The organism is Mycobacterium sp. 1165178.9, from assembly GCF_001673555.1.
Lineage (GTDB): Bacteria > Actinomycetota > Actinomycetes > Mycobacteriales > Mycobacteriaceae > Mycobacterium.
On sequence record NZ_LZMB01000015.1, the window covers coordinates 1 to 18,556 of the forward strand.

Below are 18,556 nucleotides of genomic sequence, written 5' to 3' on the forward strand. Positions count from 1 at the left end.
GGTGTCGGCCCGTTTCAACTCACCCAGGCGCAGGGCAGGCGTTGGTCGGCGGCGGATGCCTACCTGCGCCCGGCGCTGGAGCGGGAGAATCTGACCGTCCGGACGCGCGCCTTGGTCCACCGCATCCTGCTCAATGGCGTGCGCGCGGTCGGTGTGGTCTATGACCACGATGGTGCACGGCGTATGGCGCGCGCGGCGGGGGAGGTGCTGCTTAGCGCCGGGGCCATCAACTCGCCTCAGCTGCTGATGCTTTCGGGCATCGGCCCGGCCCAACATCTGCGTGCGCAGGGCATCGATGTAGCGGCGGATCTGCCCGGAGTTGGCGCCAATCTGCACGATCACCCGACACTGCCCATGATCTGGAGTACCCGCGATGCCACCGACATGCTGGCCCTCGCCCTTGATCCCAAGGCCATGGCACAATTCCAGGCCGGTGAGCCCGGGCCGCTGAACTCGGCGCTGTGCGATGTCGGTGCATTCTGCAGCACGACGGGCGATACGGTAACGCCCAATATCGAAATCCATGTGGCACCAATGGCCTTCGCTGACGGTCTGGTGCCGCCCTCAACTCCGTCGTTTACCGGGACGGTGTCGCTGCTCGATCCGGTGAGCAGAGGCACGGTGCGGTTGCGCTCGGCCAACGCCTCAGATACCCCGTTGATCGACCTCGGGCTGTTTCGGGAACCGGGAGACTTCGAGGCCATGCTCGCGGGCGCCGAGGCGTTCATGGACATGAGCACCTCCGGTCCGCTCGCATCACACTTGGGCGCCCTGTTCTTTCCGACGCGCTGCACTGACGGCGCCGAGTTCACACAGGCCGCCCGCGCCCGCACCCAGACGATGTATCACCCGGTGGGCACGTGTGCGATGGGTAGCGGTGAGCTTTCCGTGGTAGACCCGCAACTACGTGTGCGCGGTGTCGAAGGCCTGCGAGTGGTCGACGCCTCGGTGATGCCGGTCGTGCCGCGTGGCAATACCAACGCTCCCACGATCATGCTCGCCGAGAAAGCTGCTGATCTGATCAACAGCGAGGCGAACGACATCACGTGAGCGACAGTGCACGAAGTGGTGAGTTGGCCTTATCGGCCAGCCTGGGTCCTCGGCGCAGCTGGTGGCTGATGCGGCGTGCAGCTGATACCCGGTTAGGCGTCGAACATCGCGAAGAGGTTGTTGAGTCCTTCCGCCAGGAGCGGATGCGTGAAGATCGCGTCCGCCATTGCGGTGTAAGTGAGCTTGCCCAGCATGGCGACCTGAATCACGGTCATGATCTCGCCGCCTTCACTGCCCAGGACCGCGCAGCCCAGGATCTGTCCGCTGTCCGCGTCGACGATGGCCTTCATGAAGCCGCGCGTTTCCCCGGTCTCGATCGCCCGGATAACGGCGCTCATCGGGAGCTTCGCCACGCGGATCTTTCTTCCTTGCGCCCTGGCCTCGCGCTCGGTCATGCCAGCGCGGCCAAGCTGCGGGTCGATGAATACCGCATAGGGGACGATCCGGTCGTGCGTGCTCTTTTTTTCGTGCGCGATCAGGTTGGCGTGCAGGATGCGGTAATCGTCGTAGGAACTGTGGGTGAAGGCCGGGCCGCCCTTGACGTCGCCCATGGCGTAAACGCCTGGGGCGCTGGTTTGCAGGTACTCGTCGACGTCGATGAACCCGTGGTCGTTGAGACGGATTCCGGCGGCCTCGAGGATGAGTGCCTCCGTGTTCGGGACGCGGCCGATGGCTGACAGTAGGTGGGAGCCTTCGACCTGTCGCTCGCGGTCCTCGGTGCGAACGGTCAACCGGAGGCGGTCCCCGTCGGCCTGCTCAACCCGGACCGGCGTCGACGACGTCAGGACCGTGATTCCCTCATCGCGCAAGATTGCGGCGACCTCGTCGGAGACGTCCTCGTCCTCGATCTTCAGCAGGCGGGCGGCTCTTTGGATGATGGTGACCTCGCTGCCGAATCGGCGGAACATCTGGCCGAACTCGAGCCCGATATAGCCTCCGCCAAGGACGATCAGGTGCTCCGGGAGGTCATCCAATTCCATGATCGACGTCGAATCGAGAACGGGAACGTCCGCGACGCCAGGGATCACCAGCGGCTTGGATTGGGTGCCGGTGTCGATCACGACCACCGAGGCGCTGATCTGCCGCGTCCCGCCATTTGTCAAGGCGATCTCGACGGTCCTCGGCCCCACGAAGTGGGCCTCCCCGTCGATCAGGTCAAGTCCATGCTGCGCCAGCCGGCTCGCGTAGTTTTGGCGCGCGCCGGTGACCATGGCTCGTTTGCGCTCAAGCACCCCCGCCAGGTCTACCGATATGGGACCAGCACCAACGCCATACTCTGCGGCGCGGCGTGCCTGGTAGGCGAGGCGCGCGCTGGCGACCATCGTCTTGGTCGGGGTGCACCCCGTGTTGACGCAGACGCCGCCGAGTTGGTCGCGCTCGATGAGCGCGACATTCTGGCCCGCCTTTGCCAGCTCGACGGGAAGAAAGCGACCGCCCTGACTGGTCCCTATCACGATCGCGTCGTACTGCTCCTCGGTCATTTGGTCCTACTCTCCAGATCCAGATCGACAATCACTGCGATTCTTCCAAGTTTGTGTGAACGGCCGACTCGTGGCGGACACGAACACCTTTGACCGAAAGACCAGCCCGACGTCCGGTGTAGCCGATGCCGAGGAAAGTCGGAAGGTACACGATGTCACTTCGTACCCCACGGCTATGACGATTACCGTTGTGCGCGAAGGTGTTTGGCATCGGAGTTCGGCTTTGTCGACCTTTCAACAGTTCATGGCAATGGCTATCGGGACAGCTAATCGCGGTTATCGGAATCCGCACTGGCGACGCCGACATATCAGTCGGCATCACAACGTTTCGAGGGTCAGCGGCATCGCGCCGCGATCCTACGAAAGGAATCAATGCGTGCAATCCGTTCAACCCCGTCAATCGATCAGATTGGAACGAAAACCATGACAACCAACGTCAGCACAGTTCTCAGGACGTCGGCCATCGAGACCGTCGCCAGCGTTCTCGGTCGATACGGTCTCGTGATCGTCATCGGCTGGATAGGCGCCCTCAAGTTCGCCAACTACGAGGCACACCAGATTCAGCCACTGGTGGCCAACAGTCCTTGGATGGGCTGGGTCTATCAAGTTTTCCCGGTCTATACCTTCTCGGCGCTCTTAGGTGTCTTCGAGGTCGCTGCCGCGTTCCTCCTGGCGATCAAGCCGGTCGCGCCGCGATTGTCGGTAACGGGAAGTCTGATGGCCATTGTGCTGTTTCTGTCCACGATCGGCTTCCTCTTCACAACCCCGGGGATCGGAGAGCCGGCCGGCGGCGGCTTCCCGGCCATCTCCCTGCTCGGTGAGTTTCTCCTCAAAGACATCCCGCTGCTTGGTTTGTCGTTCTGGACGCTTGCCGACTCCATCCGGGCTGTCCAACGGCGCTCGACAAACGCTCGCTAACACCCGCGGCGAGTAGGTCGCCCGGTCGCGGACATTGTCCGGGACCGGGCTTCCCCGTTGTGATCGCCGCCCTAGGCTGGACGAATGGAGCTGCGAGAGTTAACGGCATTCGTGGCGGCAGTGGAGGAAGGCGGAGTGTCGGCCGCCTCGCGCCGACTCAATATCAGCCAACCCGCTTTGTCGCAGACAGTGAGCTCCTTGGAGCGTCAGCTCGGCGTCAAACTCTTAGAGCGCAGCAGCACCGGGGTACGGACGACGGAAGCGGGCGCCGCTCTGCTAGCGGAGGCACGCGCAATCCTCGCCAGGCATGATCAGGCGCTGCGCCGGATGGCCGAGTTCACCACTGAAGGTGGCGGAGTGCTGCGGCTGGGGGTGCCGATGGAGCTACCGCCGGACCTTCTGCAGGGCGCGCTCGAGAAGTTCGCAGCGAACTGTCCGGACACTCGGGTAATGCCCCGGCATTTGTCAACTGCTGCACAGATTTCCGGGCTGCGCAGCCGGGAGATCGACGTCGGCCTGCTCCGTGAGCGGCCCGCCCCGGAAGAGTTCGACGCGATGTTGGTGGCGCGCGAAAACCTCGGCGTGTTGTTGGCTTCCGAACTCGCCGCCGGGCTCGTCGGCTCGCAGGGGATCCGGCTCGAGGCGCTGGCCGGACTGCAATGGCTTTGTTTCCCACGATCGAACAGCCCAGCCTGGCACGACGAAATCACAGCGATCTTGCGCAGCCACGGCGTCGATCTGGGGCCGCCGCCGCCGGAGGACCAGCAGCTCATCGCCCAGGTCAAGCTTGCTGCGGTTACCGCGGGTGGCTCATTCGCCCTGGCGCCGGCGAATTGGCCGCACCAGATTCCCGAATCCGTGATATGGAGTCCGCTCGTCGGTCACCCGTTGGTTCGGCGCACATGGGTGGTGTGGCCGGCAAATTCGCGCCGCCGGGACATTGGCCAGCTCGTCACGGCGTTTGACGTTCCAGCGGCCGAGTGATCACGGCGCGATCGCGACCTGACCGCCGCTGGCCTGCAAAATTGCGCCGTTTATGTAGCTCGCCGCGGGTGAGGCAAGGAACGTGACGGCGTTGGCGATCTCTTCAGCGACCGCCGCCCGGCCGAGTGTGGTGACCTCGCCGAGCGCGTCAGCGACGCCGGGAGTAGTTGCGGTGCCAGGTGTTTGAGTGGGACCGGCCTGCACCGTATTGATTCGGACCCCGTCGCGGCCGAACTCGTCCGCCCATACGCGGGTCAGCAATTCGAGGCCGGCCTTGCTCGCACCGTAGATTCCCGCGCCCCGCGCGGGTGTCCCAGCCGCGACCGTGCTCAGGTTCACGACGACGCCTCGGCCACGCTTGGCCATGCCGGGCGCAAGTTGCTGCACCAAGATGTACGGTGCGCGCAGGTTCACGTTGATGTGCTCGTCGAAGAACGCATCGTCGCTCTCGACGGTCGCGGCGAACTTGTAGACGCCCGCGTTGTTGATCAAAATGTCGACGGCGCCTGCCTCGGCGGCCAGGCGGCGCACATCGTCGGCCTCCCCGAGATTGGCGGCGACGAAACGCGCCTTGCCGCCAGCATTTTCGATGGCCTGAACCAACTCGGCGCCGCGTTCGACGCTGCGGCCGTGCACCACAACCTCGGCGCCGAGGGCAGCCAGCTGAAGAGCGATCGCGCGGCCGATGCCCGCCGTCGCCCCCGTCACCAATGCGGTCGAACCTTCCAGTGTGTTCGTCATGATCTATTCAAACTCTCGCAGTAGGCCCGCCGATAGTGGTTCCGTCATCCTCAGCGGTTTTGATCCCGCCAGGCGATCATGTCCTGGAATTCCGAGAAGTCGTAACCGTCGTCGGTCGGGTGAACTTCCGTGGTGAACAGAGTGACGCCCTCGCCGAGGAAGGCGTCGGCGTTGTCTCGTCCAGTCCAATGGACCGCGCGTTCGATTTGGCGTTCGTCGCGGCCGGCCTCGGCTACCAGATCCCTGAGCATCGCGTTCTTGCGGCGATATTCCTGCACGCTGGCGAACGTGTGCCAAATGTCGGCGTGCTTGGCGACGATCGGCAACGTGCGCCGAACTCCGATTCCGCCGATCAAGACCGGGATCTTGCGCACCGGCTGTGGCACCAGGTGCTCGAGGCGGTTTTCGATGCGGGCAAGGCTCTGCTCGAACAAATCCATCCGAGACTTGACTGTTCCGTAGTCGTATCCGTAGACGCTGTAGTCCTTTTCGTACCAACCTGCCCCGAGGCCGAGGATCAGGCGACCGCCGCTGATGTGGTCGACCGTGCGGGCCATGTCGGCGAGCAGGTCGGGATTGCGGTAACCGACGCCGGTCACCAGCAGTCCGATCTCGGCACGCCTGGTTATTTCGCCCCACGACGCGAGCGCGGTCCAGCCCTCGAAGTTGTTGACGTCAGGCTGGTCGGGTAGCAGCTGGGGCAAGCCATCCTCCGACGGAACGCTAAACGGCTTGTGGAAGTGGTCGTAGCCAAAGATGGCATCGGCGCCCAGTTCCTCGGCCTTGATTACCGAGTCTCGCCAGGTCCGATAGTCGGGTGTCCCTCCTGGCCAGAGTTGAACACCGACCCGAATGGAGTTCGTCATAGTTTCCTTCCTGCGGCACGACGTGTAGCGCCGCCATACATAACGCACTTGAACAAGCCGACGATTCTGCGGTCCCATTGTCGCCACTAATGGCGGCCATAAGCGGCCGCCCGCGAAAGACCATTCAGGGCCTCTGGAGCGCTTCAGCTCCGACTGCAAAAAGGCTCCACAGTGGAAGGAGCTCACCGGCATCGGCATGGCATGTATCCGAACGCGCCGCCAACGCCCTGTTGCTGCAGCTGCCGCAGCATCTGGCGGAGTCGCGTGACTTCTGGACTGGCGTCCCGGCTCCAGCGCGCACAGGCTCTAGCTAACACCGCCGAACCCATCTCACCCCGGCGTCACCCCGGCGACCGGGGGCGATTCGTAGGCGTACCGAGGCCGTACCGTAAACGTATCGAGAACGCCCAGATTCATTGTCTTACAAGTGTTTTGAGGGGATTTGGCCGACCGTTTCTGCTGGTCGCCGAGGCGGTGTCTAGGGACTCATAATCCGTTGGTCGCGGGTTCGGGCCCGCCCGCCCCACCGTATTTCGCCTGGTCAGCGCCTCGCAGAGGCATCCCCGTGCAATCGAGAGCCCGTTTTTCGCGGCGTCTTCGCCGCGTGCGGCGCAGAGCGTGTGCAGAGCGTGTGCAGCTAGCAAACTGGGCACCGCCGCCGGGGTACACGCCGGGGCACGGCGACCGTGTGACTCGATAAATGCTCTGTTCGGCGGCCGCTGCACAATCTTCGTCAACCGCAGCCGAGGTTAGGTGCGTTACGAGGTCGCCGTCACCTTGGTGGCCAACGCCGCCAACTTGGCGTCGAGTTCAAGGGCGGCTTCGCGAAGCGGCTCATTCGGTTCGACGACCATCAGCGACGACGGCAACACATAGGTCAGTCCGCTTCGGCCGTCGGGTTCCTCGGTAATCAGAAGTTCAACGGGCGCAAAGAGTCCCGCTGTGACATCGTGTCGCAGCATCGTGATCGCAATCAGGGGGTTGCCCAACACGACGCGCAACGCCTTCCTGTCAATCCCGGCTTTCTTGATCCACCCACCATGGTTCAGCGTCGCAAACAGCATGAAACCGCTTGCTCCGGTGCGAGATTCCACCTCCCGCTCATAGGATTCCCAGGTGTCGAACCGCAAGGCGATGTCGTCGATAGGAACGGGCTGCTCGCCGATGTCGGCGAGCACTGCGGCAACAAGGTCGTCGTAACTCTTCGCGCTGTCGAACCGCAGGCGCACGCCGCCGAACGGGATCGCAAGTGGATCAGACGTGGACATGGTCGGCCTCGGTTTTCGTATCGGCGTTGTGGGGCTCGACTCGCTCGTGGACGTGAGCAGCCGGTGTGCGGTCGATCAACAGACTGAGCAGTTCGGGCCTGCTGTAGTGGCCGATGGCATCCATCTTCGACTTACGCTGGTCGATCAACGAGAAGTCGAGATCGGCGATCACAACGCCCTCGCCGGAACGCAAGGGCGTGGTTAACAATTCGCCAAGAGGTGACACGATCGCGGTGAAGCTGCCCCCCGATATCGGGCCGATCGGCGCCCCGGTGTCTGCCATGATCTGCGCTTGCTGATCGGCATCCAGCCAGCCGGTGGAGTTGACAACGAAACTGCCCGATTCGAGTGCGTGATTGCGGACGCTCAACTCGGTCTGCTCCGCGAAAAGCGGACCGCCGAACGAGCCCGGCCACATCGCTGCGTGAATCTGCTCACCGTCAGCGATGACGGCATACCGTGCCAGCGGGTAGTAATGCTCCCAGCACGCCAACTGGCCGATCCGCCCAACGGCGCTGTCGACGGCCGCAAGGCCGGAGGCATCCCCCCGTCCCCACACCATCCGTTCGTGGAAGGTGGGCAGTATCTTTCGACGCCGCTGGATGAGGGTGCCATCGGCATCGAAGAGGAGCTGCGTGTTGTAGAGCGTGCCGCCATCGCGTTCATTCACGCCGATGGACACCACGATTCCCGCTTGCCTGGCCGCATCGGCGATGACGTCGACTGTGGGCGACGGTATGGTCACGGCCTGATCGATCAGCCTCAGTTGCTCAGCGGCCAGCTCGAAAGGTCTTTGGACAAAGGAGAAGTAGGGATAGTACGGCACGATCGTCTCGGGGAAGACAGCGAATCCTACGTCCTGGCGCCCGAGTTCGGCGATCTTGTCGACAACCTTCTGAGTGGTGCCATCACGGCTGTATAGCACCGGGCTCATCTGTACTGCAGCCGCTCTTACCGTAGTCATTTCATTCACCCTTCATGCGCAGGTACTCGACTAGAACAAGGTGACGGGAAGGCAATCGATTCCTGAGTATTGTAGACTGTACTCAGCATCACAAGAGCGTCGTTGGCACCGCTGTGAGGCCGCACAAAAGGAGGACCACTATGCAAATCGAGGGGACTACTGTCAGCCCCATGGCATTCACCGCTGCGGCGGTCGCCGTGGCACGGTCGGCGGTGCCCGCGCCCATTCCGCCATCGATGATCTACGAGGTCTATCCGCACGGATTTGTGCCGTATCCGCTCGAAGGGCACTGATGTCGACCTCACGCCGCATCTTTTTCGCCGGCGCCTCGGGGGTCATCGGCGAGCGACTGGTGCCGTTGCTGCGGGACGCCGGTCACACCGTCGGTGCGATGACGCGCTCGCCGGAGAAGGCCGGCCGGTTGGCCGCCACCGGTGCGCAACCGATCGTGTGTGATGTATTCAACCGTCAGGCGCTCACAGCCGCCGTTCAGGCGTTCGCGCCCGACCTCATACTTCACGAGCTGACAGATCTTCCCGACGATCTGAAAGACTTACCCGACGATTCGAAAGTCAATGCGCGAATACGCGTCGAAGGCACCCGTAATCTGATCGAGGCATCAAAAGGCTTGGGCTACATCAAGATCGTGGCCCAGAGCGTTGCATGGACCATGCAACCCGGCGCGGAAGCCGCCGCTGTCGCAGCACTGGAAGAAGCGGTGCTCGCCGTGGACGGTGTCGTCATCCGGTACGGCTTCCTCTACGGTCCTGGCACCTACTTCGAACAGTCGCGTCCCAACGCACCACGCGTGCACATCGATACGGCCGCCTCTCGGACTCTCGATGCGATCGACGCACCTCCGGGCATCGTGACCGTCGTTGACAGCGAATGACCGGATGAACATCTGCGTGTTCCTGTCCGCCGCCGACCTCGCCGAGCGCTACACGCGGCCCGCCCGAGAATTCGCCGAGCTCATCGGCAACGGCGGACACGGTTTGGTGTGGGGTGGATCCGACACCGGTCTGATGAAGGTCGTCGCCGACGGCGTTCGGGAGACCGGCGGGCGGCTCGTCGGCATCTCGGTCGAGTTGCTGCGGGAGTTCGCGAGGAAGGACGCCGACGAGATGGTGTTCGCGAAGGACCTCGCCGAGCGCAAAGCGTTGCTGCTCGAGCGCGCGGACGCGATCGTCGTGATGGCAGGCGGCCTCGGCACACTCGACGAGGCGACGGACGTCCTGGAGCAGAGGAAGCACAAGCTGCACGACAAGCCGGTCGTGCTGCTGAACACGGCCGGGTTCTACGACGGCTTGACGATTCAGCTTCAGCGAATGGACGAGGAACGTTTCCTTCCGGTGCCCATCATCGATCTGGTCTTCATCGCCGACGACGGCGCCGAAGCCCTCGCCTACTTGGAAGGTCTGATCCGCGAAGCTAATTGAACGATCTCGGGCGCCGCGCTAGGCGCTGTCGGCCGGTTGCAGAAGACGCTGTACCGCGCATCGGGCGTCGACGGCGGGCGCCACTCGGTGCTGGACCGTGCAAAACTCACCGAAACTGCGCTAGCAGCCGCGCGCAGATCCCGGCCCCGGCGTCGTCACCCCGGCGTCCGAGGGCGATATTGGGCCGTATCGAACCGTATCCTAGCCGTATCGGCTACGCCTGATTTTCAGGTCTATCAGGTGTTTTGCATCAATCCAGCTAACTATTTCCGCAGGTCGTAAGCGCGCCGAAATAGGACTCATAATCCGTTGGTCGCGGGTTCGAGCCCCGCCCGCCCCACTGCCTGGTGTCAGACACGCCCGCCGCAAATGTGCCCACCAAACCGTCAGTGCGGGTGCGCCAGCTAATCCAATTAATGCAGTCGCCTAGCCGGCCACAAGAAAACCTCGATGTAAGGTTTCGACTCCGTCTGTGAAGCTGCCACACGAGATTTGGAAAGCGCGCCATATGAGAGCTAATCGCCTTACCACCGGCCATTGCTTGGTCGCGAGAGGCGATTTTTAAACTCGAACCGTGCGATCTGGAAAACTTCGGCGCGATCAGAGCAGGAGAGGCGCGTGACAACCACCCATACTGAACGGCTTCCACTGCTGACCCGGCGCGACCGCATCGTGATCACCATCACGGTGATCGCGGCCATGGCGACCGGAGTTCTGCACTTCGCCCACGTGAATGCAGTGCTGGCGTTCATCGTGTCCGCACTTGCGTTGGCCACGCTGGCATCTTTGGTCGGCCGTTCGGTGGAGGCGCTCGGAGACCGGCTCGGGCCCAACGCGACTGGGATACTGCAGACGGCGCTGGGGAACTTGCCCGAATTGTTCGTCATACTGTTCGCACTCAAAGCAGGCCTTTACGGGGTGGTGAAGGCCACCATCGTCGGCTCGATTCTCTCCAACGCCCTGCTGGTGCTCGGGCTGTCCTTCGTGGTCGGCGGTATCAAACACGGCCGCCAGCGCTTCGCCGCCGACGACGGACGCACCCTCGGATTGATGTTCACCCTCGCGGTATTCATCCTCGCTGTCCCCTCGCTCACCGCTGCAACACACACCCCCGCGCAATCGCACGAGCGGGCGGTGTCGGTCGTCGTCTCCATCGTCATGCTTGCGCTGTTCGCACTCTCGCTGCCGGCCACGCTCGGAAAGCGTGCTGTCGACCCAGTGGGGCAGGTTGGTCGTGAAACCTCCAGAGCGTCGTCTCCCATTGTGGCCAGCGCCGATTCGGCCAAAGCCGCCAGCTTGGCGACGGCACACGGGGAATGGCCGCTGGCGATGGCCATCGGCATGCTGGCCGTCGCCGGGGTCGGTGCGGCCTTCGTGTCGGAGTGGTTCGTCGCCGCCCTAGAGCCGGCGATGCATTCTGCGGGCATCAACGAGGTGTTCGCCGGTCTGGTGATCGTGGCGATCGCCGGCAACGCGGTGGAGAATTTCGTCGGCGTCCAGCTGGCGGCCAAGAACCAGATGGACTACGCGGTCCAGGTGATCCTCCAGTCGCCCGTCCAGATCGCGCTCACCATCGCTCCGATCGTCTGCCTGGCGGCGGCATGGCTCGGCCAGCCTGGTTTCGATCTGGTGTTCTCACCGCTGTTGTTGGCGTCGATGATCATGTCGGCGCTGGTCGCGGTGCTGGTGACCTTCGACGGCGAGTCGACCTGGTTCGAGGGGACGGTGCTCATCGCGCTCTACGTGGCAATCGCCACGTCGTTCTGGTGGGGGTGAGTGCCCCAACGGTCTGCGGTCCGTCGTTTTCGCGCCTGGCAAGTTCGCGCCCCCTGGGCTCGTGGCAGCGCCTTAAAGTGGCGACTGATCGGTCGCTGACATACCGCGCCTGCTTCTCACCTCGGCATCTTGGGGGCAATTTGTCCGCGTACCCAGGCAGTGCCGTAACCGCACCGGGGACGGTCAATCTGACTGTGTTACAGGCGATTTGAGCCGTCGCAGCGAGCCATTCTCCTGGTCGCGGTCACGCTTACCAAGGACTCATGATCCGTTGGTCGCGGGTTCGAGCCCCGCCCGCCCCACTTCAACGACGGAAGCTCGTGCGACGCTAAAGGCCGACTTGTTGGGCCATTCGAATGGGCGTTTGCGTTCGCGGGGCTGCTTCCCACGGCAGGCGCCGCGTAGTCACTTGGGAAAGCTCATCCCGAAAACAATCAGCGATTGCCGGTGGTGGACCGGGTAAGACGAATTCGAATGGCAACGGCGTGCAGGATCGTCACGCCTCGGGGCGGCTGCGGCGCGGCCGCTGTACGGCTGCGTGGTCGAAACCGTCAAGGACCGAACGACGGCCGGTACCGAGCGCCCGAGATCCTTGAGTCCTTTCGGCCGTCCTGCTGCACAATAAATGACCGGTCGGCTAATATGACGGTTATGCCTCGCCCTGCCAACCCGGATGTTCGGCGCCGCCTGCTTGAGGCCGGGCTCGCGCTGGTGCATGCGCACGGGTTCGCGGCCAGCGGGATTAAGGACATCACTGATGCCGCCGGAGTGCCGAAAGGATCGTTTTACGCCTATTTCGCCAGCAAGGAGGCATTCGCAGCAGCCATTCTGGACTACTACTGGACAGATATCGAGACCCGGATTCTGCCGATCCTTGCAACGGACGAGTCCGCGCAGGATCGGATCAGCCGCTTCTTCCACGCGCTCGCCGACGAACACGAGGCCGGTGATTTTCTTCTCGGCTGCTTGGTTGGCAACCTTTCGCTCGAACTAGGAGGTTCGAGTGAATCCACGCGGAAGGAACTCGTCCGCATTCTCGACCGGTGGAATGATGCGCTCACCGCCTGCGTGCGAGCCGGCCAAATCGGATCGGATGCAATCAGAACGGATCTCGACGCCGAGGAGCTCGCCGCGCTGTTGATCGAAGCATGGGAGGGGGCGGCGCTGCGCGGCAAGGTGACCAGGAGCCGCACTCCCTATGACCGCTTCGAAGCAGTCACCGTACGCGCTCTTCTGGGTTGATGTTCACACAATGAGATGTAGGTCACCGCCTCCGGACCCATTAATAGACGACTGGTCAGCTATCATCAGGATATGATTGACCCGACAGCCCACTCCGAACCGGAGAATCCCGCGCTGCCGGCCTCTGGGTTCCTACTCGATCGCGAACACGCCGCTCTAGTCATCACCGACCCGCAAAACGACTTCCTCAGTCCCGCTGGTGTCGGGTGGCAGGTGTTCGGCGACAGTATCTGCGAGAACGGCACGGTCACTCACATCGGCGAACTGCTGGCGGCTGCCAAGCGGGCCGAGATCACCGTCGCGATATCCCCGCACTACTTCTACCCCACGGATCAGCAATGGGCCTTCGGTGATCCGCTCGAGCAATTCATGATGAGCCTCGGAATGTTCTCGCGTCACGGCACCTACACCACTGACGGTTTTGCCGACTCCGGCGCCGATTTTCTGTCCGACTATCGACACCACATCCATGACGGACGAACGGTGATCGCATCTCCTCACAAAATAGTGGGGCCTGAGTCCAATGACCTTGTGCTGCAACTGCGTAAGCGGAACGTGAATCAGGTGATCTTGGCGGGGATGGCGGCGAACCTGTGCGTCGAAGGTCATCTGCGGGAACTGGTAGAGCAGGGTTTCGAAGTGGTCGTCGTCAAGGACGCCACGGCAGGCCCACGACTGCCCGAAGGCGATGGGTACCTCGCGGCGCTGGTGAACTTTCGCTTCCTCGCGAGTGCCGTCTGGACAACCGCCGATGCGGTCACGCGACTCAGCACGTCATCAACAGAAAGGGGTTGAGACATGTCACTTATCGAAGATCCACGCCACCATCGGTTCGCATTGAATAGCGGTGCGGGTGCGATTCCGGCACTGGGCTTCGGAACTCTCCTGTCGGACAGCGCCCAAACACGCAGCGCCACCAAGGCCGCGGTCGAGGCGGGCTTTCGTCATCTCGACTGCGCGGAGCGGTACCGGAATGAGGCAGAGGTTGGCCTGGCGATCAAGGAATTGATTGCCGACCAGACCGTCCGCCGTGAAGACCTCTTCGTGACCACCAAGCTATGGAACAACAACCACCGGCCCGAACGGGTGAAGCCCGCCCTCCAGGCCAGCCTGAACAGGCTCGGACTGGATGCGGCCGACCTCTACTTGATGCATACCCCGTTCGCTTTCCAGCCTGGCGACGATCAAGATCCGCGGGATGTTCGCGGTGAGGTGATCTACGACGACGGTGTGACCCTGGAAGAGACCTGGGCGGCCATGGAATCTTTGGTTGACGAGGGGCTCACCCGCGCGATTGGGTTGTCGGACATTGACATTGAGGGGACGCGGCGGATCCTCGACTGCGCGAGGATTAAACCGGCAGTCGTCGAAGTCGAGTCACATCCGTATCACCCCCAGTGGGAACTCCACGAGCTGTGTACGTCGGAGGGCATCATCCTTTTGGCGTTCGCGCCGCTGGGACATGCGCTCGAGCCACGGCTGCTCGATGACCCGGTGATTGTTGCAATGGCCGAGCGATACGGCAGGACTCCCGCGCAGGTGCTTCTGGCCTGGGGCGTTCAGCGTGGCGCCGCAGTGCTGACCTCCTCGGTGAACCCACGCCGCATCGACCAGAACGTCGATGTCACCGGGCTTCCCCAGAACGCTATCGAGGAGATCAGCAAGCACGTGCAAACTCGGATCCGGTTCAACTCTGTTGTGGATGCGGGGAAACCGGGCTTTAGTGAAGTGCCGAGGGGCAGTTAAGACCGCAAGCGCCAGGAGATCTGATGAGTATCGGCGATGACGCGTCGGGCGAGGCGATCGCCGGCGGCGTTTGCGAACCCGTCTCGACGATGATCCCGGGTGCATCTGTGCTGCTTGATGTGACGGGAGTCGTCGGATATCGGCGGCAGCGACGTCCGCTCACTCCGACCGATACCGCCGAGACACAACGGGTGTTCTCCGTATCTTTACGCGAACTTGCCCAGCCGCAGCGCTGGGAAACCTACTGCACGGCCGGTTGGCGTGGACCGAGTTTGCGCCTCGACGGTGACGCACTGTTGTGGGGTTACACCGCCGAAGTCCTGTGGTTCATCGGTAGAAACGTCAAGACCGCCAAATGATGACGGAAGGTGTGTCATGAGTCGTGTTGCTTTGATTACCGGAGCGAGTCGCGGAATCGGTGCGGCGACCGCATCGGTGCTTGCCGAGCAGGAGTTTCGCGTCGTCGTGAACTATCGTTCCAGCGCCGAGGAGGCCGACAAGGTTGTCCGGGCCGTCACTCAAGCTGGTGGTGAGGCGGTGGCGATCCGGGCCGACGTCACCGACTCGAACGACGTGACCGCGATGGTGGCCGAGACCGAAGAGCGCTGGGGTGGCGTCGATGTTCTCGTCCACAATGCTCTAATACCGTTCGACGTCACGTCGTTCGCTGATCTGACATGGGAGCAGTTAGGCGGCAAGCTGGACCGAGAGCTGAGGGCCGCGTTCCTGATCACCAAAGCCGTTATTCCCTGGATGATTTCGCGTCATTATGGACGCCTCGTGTATCTCAGCACAGGCTTGTCCCGCCGTCCGCGCGAAGGGATGATCACGCTGGGCACCTCCAAAGCGGCGCTCGATCAGTTCGTTCGCTACATCGCGCTCGAATTGGCGCCGCGAGGGATCACTGCCAACCTAGTCGCGCCCGCCACAGTCGATGAAACGAAGGTGACCGGGCAACTGACGGCGGACCAAGTGAGTCATCTCGGCGCGACCAACCCGATGGGACGCCTTGTGCGTCCCGAGGAGGTAGCCCGCACAGTGGCCTTTCTGGCAAGTGAGGCGGCCGGTTTCACCACGGGCCACTACCTGCCGGTCAACGGCGGTCTGGCAATGGACTAGGAGGCACGGCATGCACACCATCGACCTCACCTACGTCGGACACGGTTATCACGAGGAACTGACCTCCTACATCGCCGATCAGCGCGGATTCTATGAGGATGAAGGAGTCCACGTCGCGATCCGCGACGGCGTCGGATGGAAAACCGATCGTGTGCGTCGAGGCGCGACGATCGGCCTCGGACGCGCCCTACTGTCGCGGTTGACCGACGGTATCGACTGGCAGATGCTCTGCGTCAACACCCATCGCCCGCTGTTCTGGTTTCTCGGCAACGCCGAGGTGAGGACCATGGAAGACCTGCGAGGACGCCGCCTGGCCGTCCACGCGGGCCACACCGCCCCCGGTTGTTTCGCCCGAATCGTATTGCGAAAACACGGGATTGACCCCGACAACGACGTGGCATGTGTCACCCGGATCCCCGGTGACTATCAGATGGATCTGCGGCGCCTGCGCGACGCCGACATTGATGCGGCCTACGTCGGCAGCACTCTTTCACCGGAACAAGTCGCCGAAGAAGAAGGGTTTCATCTTCTCGCCTGGGTGGGTGATTACTTTCAGATCCCGACCGTCGGGGTGGCGGTCGATCCCACTCACATACCCCTAGACAGCCCCGCACTGCAGGCCTTGGTGCGTGCGAACCGGCGGGCTTTGCAACTGATCGCCGAGCGACCCGACGTCGCGGTCGACTACCTCGCCTCATTCCTTTGTCGGCTGACCAGGGACGAGGTCCAGCAGCACTACGAGCGGTACGTCGCCCCATACTTCACGCCAGACGGTCATGTCGACCTCGGCATCGCGCAGCAGGCGATCGACGCTGTGGCAGCGGAACTCGGTGTCGCGCCGATACCGGTCAAGAACGCCTTCGCTTCTGCGACGAGCTAGGTGGTGGGTCGTCGCGGATATCACTAATCCTGCCGTTGTAGGCGGATAGCTTCGAGCTGACGGCACGGAGGGTTTGGGCGGCAGAGGCGCGGGTATGTACGCGACTTGTCGGGCCGACCCCCGAACGGAGTGATGCCATGAGCGACGACGACGAGAACTCGGTTCAACGGGCGGCCCCCCGCTCCGAGGGCAACCTCGAACTGTTCTTCGATCTGGTATTCACGTTCGCCATGTCGCAGGTGACGCTGCTTGTGCTGCATGATCTTTCGCCGACGGGTTTCGCCCGGGCGGCGCTGTCTCTGCTTGCGGTGTGGTGGGCCTGGGTGGGCTACACCTGGCTTATCAACACGTTCGACACGGCCAACGTGTGGCACGAAGCGGTAGTCATCGCTGCGATGGCGGCGATGCTCGTTGCTGCAGCAGCGCTTCCCGCGGCATTCGCGTCGGGCGCGCTGGTCTTCGGGATCGCCCTGTTGGTGGTTCGGTTGATCCACGTGGTGAAGTTCGTCGCCCTTTCTTCCCACGAGGACGCCGCGTTGCAGCGGGGCACTCGTCGAATAGCGCCGGCGTTCGTCGCCGCGCCGGCCTGCATCGTGTTTGCCGCCTTCGTTGAGTCGCCCGGGCGCGAACTGCTGTGGGTAGCGGCCGCGGTGATCGACTACGGCGCACCGGCCGTGCTGGGCCTCGGCGGATTCCGCGTCTCGCCGTCCTACTTCGTCTCGCGTCACGGCTCGATCATCATCATCGCGCTCGGTGAAGTAGTAGTCGAACTCGGCGGAGCGGCAAAAGATCTCGGCCAATGGCAGGTCATTACTGCTCTGGTCTTGGGTGTGGCCATCATGGCTACCTTTTGGTGGACCTACTTCGGTCTGACGTCTGGAGCACAACAGCGGCTCGAGCAGGCCACCGGTACGGAACGGGCCCATCTTGCCCGCGATGCCTACAGCTACCTGCATCTACCTCTGGTCGCCGGCATCATGCTGTTCGCCGTCGGAGCGCACGCCGCCATTGAGCACGCCACCGTCCCGCTGCCCTTGCTGCCCGCGGTCGCACTGGCCGGCGGCATGGCGTTGTTCTACTTCGCTGATGTCGCCTACCGATGGCGTGACCACCGGCAGGCCCCGGTCGACCGCACGGCTACCGCAGTGGCCGCGACGGCGACCCTGCCTGCGTTGTTACACATTCCGGCCCTCATAGCGCTCGGCCTGCTCGCCGGCATCGGGGGTTGCCGGTTGGCCTGGGAATTGTGGCGGCGCCCGCGGATAGGTCCGGCCTTGGCCGGACAGGCGCGTTGAGGATGCGCGGGTGTCCGCGGTGGGTTGGGCAGCCGGCTGAGATCGGGGAAAGGTGAAACGGCGCTTCGAGCGCCATAAGCGACAGGAGAGTAGTTATGTCACAGGCACGACGCCTTTCGGGGCGCAAGATCGCGGCGTTGGCAGCCGACGGTTTCGAGAAGGTGGAACTGGTTATCCCATTGCGCGCGTTGCAATTCGCCGGGGCGAAGGTTGACGTGGTCTCGCTGCGCCGTGGCCGCATCCGCGGGGTGAATCTGCACATGCCGGCGACCCGTGTCGGCGTGGACAAGCTCGTCACCGAGGCCGACCCCGCCGCCTATGACGGGCTACTGCTGCCGGGCGGCTTCATCAATCCCGACCTACTGCGGCAGTCGGCGGCAGCGCGCGACTTTGTCCGCGCGTTCGACCACGCCGGCAAGCCAATCGCCACGTTGTGTCACGGGCCGTGGGTGCTTGCGTCGGCAGGATTGCTGACCGGGCGCACCTTGACCTCGTGGCCGGGCATCCGCGACGACCTGGTGAACGCCGGCGCCACCTGGCTTGACCGCGAGGTCGTGCGTGATCGCAACCTCGTCACGAGTCGGGGCCCACAGGACATGAGGGCGTTCTTACCCGCGACGCTCGACATCTTCGCCGAGTCGACGGATCAATCGCAGACGGTTACGAACCATGACGGCTCGGATCCGCAGCTCGACAAGCCGCTCGGTTGGGCGGTGTCCGCCCTGCGCTGGTCACCGAAGCCCTCGGCGGCGGCACTGACCAGCGTGGTCGCGGCGGCACTGGCGTC

Annotated in this window: 19 protein-coding genes and 1 pseudogene; 15 read left to right on the forward strand and 5 right to left on the reverse strand. The window is 63.3% G+C overall.

Annotated features, from left to right (window positions below):
* Positions 1–1,050 (forward strand): GMC family oxidoreductase (locus A5652_RS00890; protein WP_197513684.1); only part of this gene is annotated, 1,050 nt, incomplete at its 5' end.
* A 92-nt stretch (positions 1,051–1,142) separates the two neighbouring features.
* Here A5652_RS00890 and A5652_RS00895 read toward each other — a convergent pair.
* Positions 1,143–2,531, reverse strand: a complete 1,389-nt coding sequence (locus A5652_RS00895; RefSeq protein ID WP_067345623.1) for a mercuric reductase — start codon at positions 2,529–2,531, stop codon at positions 1,143–1,145.
* A 423-nt stretch (positions 2,532–2,954) separates the two neighbouring features.
* Here A5652_RS00895 and A5652_RS00900 point away from each other — a divergent pair, with 423 nt between their 5' ends.
* A complete protein-coding gene (locus A5652_RS00900; RefSeq protein ID WP_067345626.1) occupies positions 2,955–3,449 on the forward strand; it encodes a YkgB family protein in 495 nt (164 codons plus the stop codon).
* 84 nt (positions 3,450–3,533) lie between these two features.
* Positions 3,534–4,433, forward strand: coding sequence for a LysR family transcriptional regulator (locus A5652_RS00905; protein WP_067345629.1), 900 nt, complete (start codon positions 3,534–3,536; stop codon positions 4,431–4,433).
* On the opposite strand, the gene A5652_RS00910 is transcribed toward A5652_RS00905, so the two are convergent.
* The 4 genes from A5652_RS00910 to A5652_RS00925 all read right to left on the reverse strand — a co-directional run bounded on the left by A5652_RS00910 (position 4,434) and on the right by A5652_RS00925 (position 8,272).
* Positions 4,434–5,174 carry an SDR family NAD(P)-dependent oxidoreductase gene (locus A5652_RS00910; RefSeq protein WP_067345632.1) on the reverse strand — a complete coding sequence of 247 codons (741 nt, stop codon included), beginning with the start codon at positions 5,172–5,174 and terminating at the stop codon, positions 4,434–4,436.
* A gap of 50 nt (positions 5,175–5,224) precedes the next feature.
* Positions 5,225–6,040, reverse strand: a complete 816-nt coding sequence (locus A5652_RS00915) for an LLM class F420-dependent oxidoreductase (RefSeq protein WP_067345636.1) — start codon at positions 6,038–6,040, stop codon at positions 5,225–5,227.
* A 758-nt stretch (positions 6,041–6,798) separates the two neighbouring features.
* The gene (locus tag A5652_RS00920) at positions 6,799–7,308 is read right to left on the reverse strand and encodes a DUF302 domain-containing protein (RefSeq protein WP_067345639.1); all 510 of its coding nucleotides are present in this window, start codon (positions 7,306–7,308) and stop codon (positions 6,799–6,801) included.
* Complete coding sequence (locus A5652_RS00925; protein ID WP_067345643.1) at positions 7,295–8,272, reverse strand: nitrilase-related carbon-nitrogen hydrolase; 978 nt, start codon at positions 8,270–8,272, stop codon at positions 7,295–7,297. Before A5652_RS00925 ends, A5652_RS00920 begins: the two co-directional genes overlap by 14 nt.
* Before the next feature lie 170 nt (positions 8,273–8,442).
* Between A5652_RS00925 and A5652_RS28885 the strand changes: the two genes are divergently transcribed.
* The 12 genes and pseudogenes from A5652_RS28885 to A5652_RS00980 all read left to right on the forward strand — a co-directional run.
* Complete coding sequence (locus A5652_RS28885) at positions 8,443–8,565, forward strand: hypothetical protein (protein WP_255361791.1); 123 nt, start codon at positions 8,443–8,445, stop codon at positions 8,563–8,565.
* Positions 8,565–9,164: an NAD(P)-dependent oxidoreductase gene (locus A5652_RS00930; RefSeq protein WP_067345646.1), complete on the forward strand. Its 600-nt coding sequence runs from the start codon at positions 8,565–8,567 to the stop codon at positions 9,162–9,164. The genes A5652_RS28885 and A5652_RS00930 overlap by 1 nt, the downstream gene beginning before the upstream one ends.
* A gap of 4 nt (positions 9,165–9,168) precedes the next feature.
* Positions 9,169–9,711 carry a TIGR00730 family Rossman fold protein gene (locus A5652_RS00935; RefSeq protein ID WP_065054318.1) on the forward strand — a complete coding sequence of 181 codons (543 nt, stop codon included), beginning with the start codon at positions 9,169–9,171 and terminating at the stop codon, positions 9,709–9,711.
* Positions 9,712–10,329: 618 nt separating this feature from the next.
* Positions 10,330–11,487, forward strand: coding sequence for a calcium/proton exchanger (cax, locus tag A5652_RS00940; RefSeq protein WP_067345649.1), 1,158 nt, complete (start codon positions 10,330–10,332; stop codon positions 11,485–11,487).
* 651 nt (positions 11,488–12,138) lie between these two features.
* On the forward strand, positions 12,139–12,729 hold the full coding sequence (locus A5652_RS00945) for a TetR/AcrR family transcriptional regulator (RefSeq protein WP_067345652.1): 591 nt from the start codon (positions 12,139–12,141) through the stop codon (positions 12,727–12,729).
* 72 nt (positions 12,730–12,801) lie between these two features.
* The gene (locus A5652_RS00950; protein WP_067345653.1) at positions 12,802–13,524 is read left to right on the forward strand and encodes a cysteine hydrolase; all 723 of its coding nucleotides are present in this window, start codon (positions 12,802–12,804) and stop codon (positions 13,522–13,524) included.
* 3 nt (positions 13,525–13,527) lie between these two features.
* Positions 13,528–14,475 (forward strand): aldo/keto reductase, encoded by a 948-nt coding sequence (locus A5652_RS00955; RefSeq protein WP_067345654.1) that lies wholly within the window; start codon positions 13,528–13,530, stop codon positions 14,473–14,475.
* Positions 14,476–14,498: 23 nt separating this feature from the next.
* Positions 14,499–14,834, forward strand: coding sequence for a hypothetical protein (locus A5652_RS00960; protein ID WP_067345656.1), 336 nt, complete (start codon positions 14,499–14,501; stop codon positions 14,832–14,834).
* A 31-nt stretch (positions 14,835–14,865) separates the two neighbouring features.
* A complete protein-coding gene (locus A5652_RS00965) occupies positions 14,866–15,594 on the forward strand; it encodes an SDR family NAD(P)-dependent oxidoreductase (RefSeq protein ID WP_232001051.1) in 729 nt (242 codons plus the stop codon).
* Between the two features lie 10 nt (positions 15,595–15,604).
* Entirely contained in the window at positions 15,605–16,474 is an 870-nt protein-coding gene (locus tag A5652_RS00970; protein ID WP_067345662.1) for an ABC transporter substrate-binding protein, read from the forward strand.
* A gap of 137 nt (positions 16,475–16,611) precedes the next feature.
* On the forward strand, positions 16,612–17,769 hold the full coding sequence (locus A5652_RS00975; RefSeq protein ID WP_067345664.1) for a low temperature requirement protein A: 1,158 nt from the start codon (positions 16,612–16,614) through the stop codon (positions 17,767–17,769).
* Positions 17,770–17,864: 95 nt separating this feature from the next.
* Positions 17,865–18,413: pseudogene (locus tag A5652_RS00980) on the forward strand (type 1 glutamine amidotransferase domain-containing protein); the annotation flags it as partial.
* Positions 18,414–18,556: the final 143 nt, after the last annotated feature.

Excerpts from the sequence above, each read along its gene's own strand:
- A5652_RS00930 (WP_067345646.1), top strand. The coding sequence starts at position 8,565 with ATGTCGACCTCACGCCGCATCTTTTTCGCCGGCGCCTCGGGGGTCATC.
- A5652_RS00905 (WP_067345629.1), top strand. The coding sequence starts at position 3,534 with ATGGAGCTGCGAGAGTTAACGGCATTCGTGGCGGCAGTGGAGGAAGGC.
- A5652_RS00895 (WP_067345623.1), bottom strand. The coding sequence starts at position 2,531 with ATGACCGAGGAGCAGTACGACGCGATCGTGATAGGGACCAGTCAGGGC.
- A5652_RS00945 (WP_067345652.1), top strand. The coding sequence starts at position 12,139 with ATGCCTCGCCCTGCCAACCCGGATGTTCGGCGCCGCCTGCTTGAGGCC.
- A5652_RS00900 (WP_067345626.1), top strand. The coding sequence starts at position 2,955 with ATGACAACCAACGTCAGCACAGTTCTCAGGACGTCGGCCATCGAGACC.
- A5652_RS00970 (WP_067345662.1), top strand. The coding sequence starts at position 15,605 with ATGCACACCATCGACCTCACCTACGTCGGACACGGTTATCACGAGGAA.
- A5652_RS00925 (WP_067345643.1), bottom strand. The coding sequence starts at position 8,272 with ATGACTACGGTAAGAGCGGCTGCAGTACAGATGAGCCCGGTGCTATAC.
- A5652_RS28885 (WP_255361791.1), top strand. The coding sequence starts at position 8,443 with ATGGCATTCACCGCTGCGGCGGTCGCCGTGGCACGGTCGGCGGTGCCC.
- A5652_RS00920 (WP_067345639.1), bottom strand. The coding sequence starts at position 7,308 with ATGTCCACGTCTGATCCACTTGCGATCCCGTTCGGCGGCGTGCGCCTG.
- A5652_RS00950 (WP_067345653.1), top strand. The coding sequence starts at position 12,802 with ATGATTGACCCGACAGCCCACTCCGAACCGGAGAATCCCGCGCTGCCG.
- A5652_RS00915 (WP_067345636.1), bottom strand. The coding sequence starts at position 6,040 with ATGACGAACTCCATTCGGGTCGGTGTTCAACTCTGGCCAGGAGGGACA.
- A5652_RS00910 (WP_067345632.1), bottom strand. The coding sequence starts at position 5,174 with ATGACGAACACACTGGAAGGTTCGACCGCATTGGTGACGGGGGCGACG.
- A5652_RS00960 (WP_067345656.1), top strand. The coding sequence starts at position 14,499 with ATGAGTATCGGCGATGACGCGTCGGGCGAGGCGATCGCCGGCGGCGTT.
- A5652_RS00975 (WP_067345664.1), top strand. The coding sequence starts at position 16,612 with ATGAGCGACGACGACGAGAACTCGGTTCAACGGGCGGCCCCCCGCTCC.
- A5652_RS00955 (WP_067345654.1), top strand. The coding sequence starts at position 13,528 with ATGTCACTTATCGAAGATCCACGCCACCATCGGTTCGCATTGAATAGC.
- A5652_RS00935 (WP_065054318.1), top strand. The coding sequence starts at position 9,169 with ATGAACATCTGCGTGTTCCTGTCCGCCGCCGACCTCGCCGAGCGCTAC.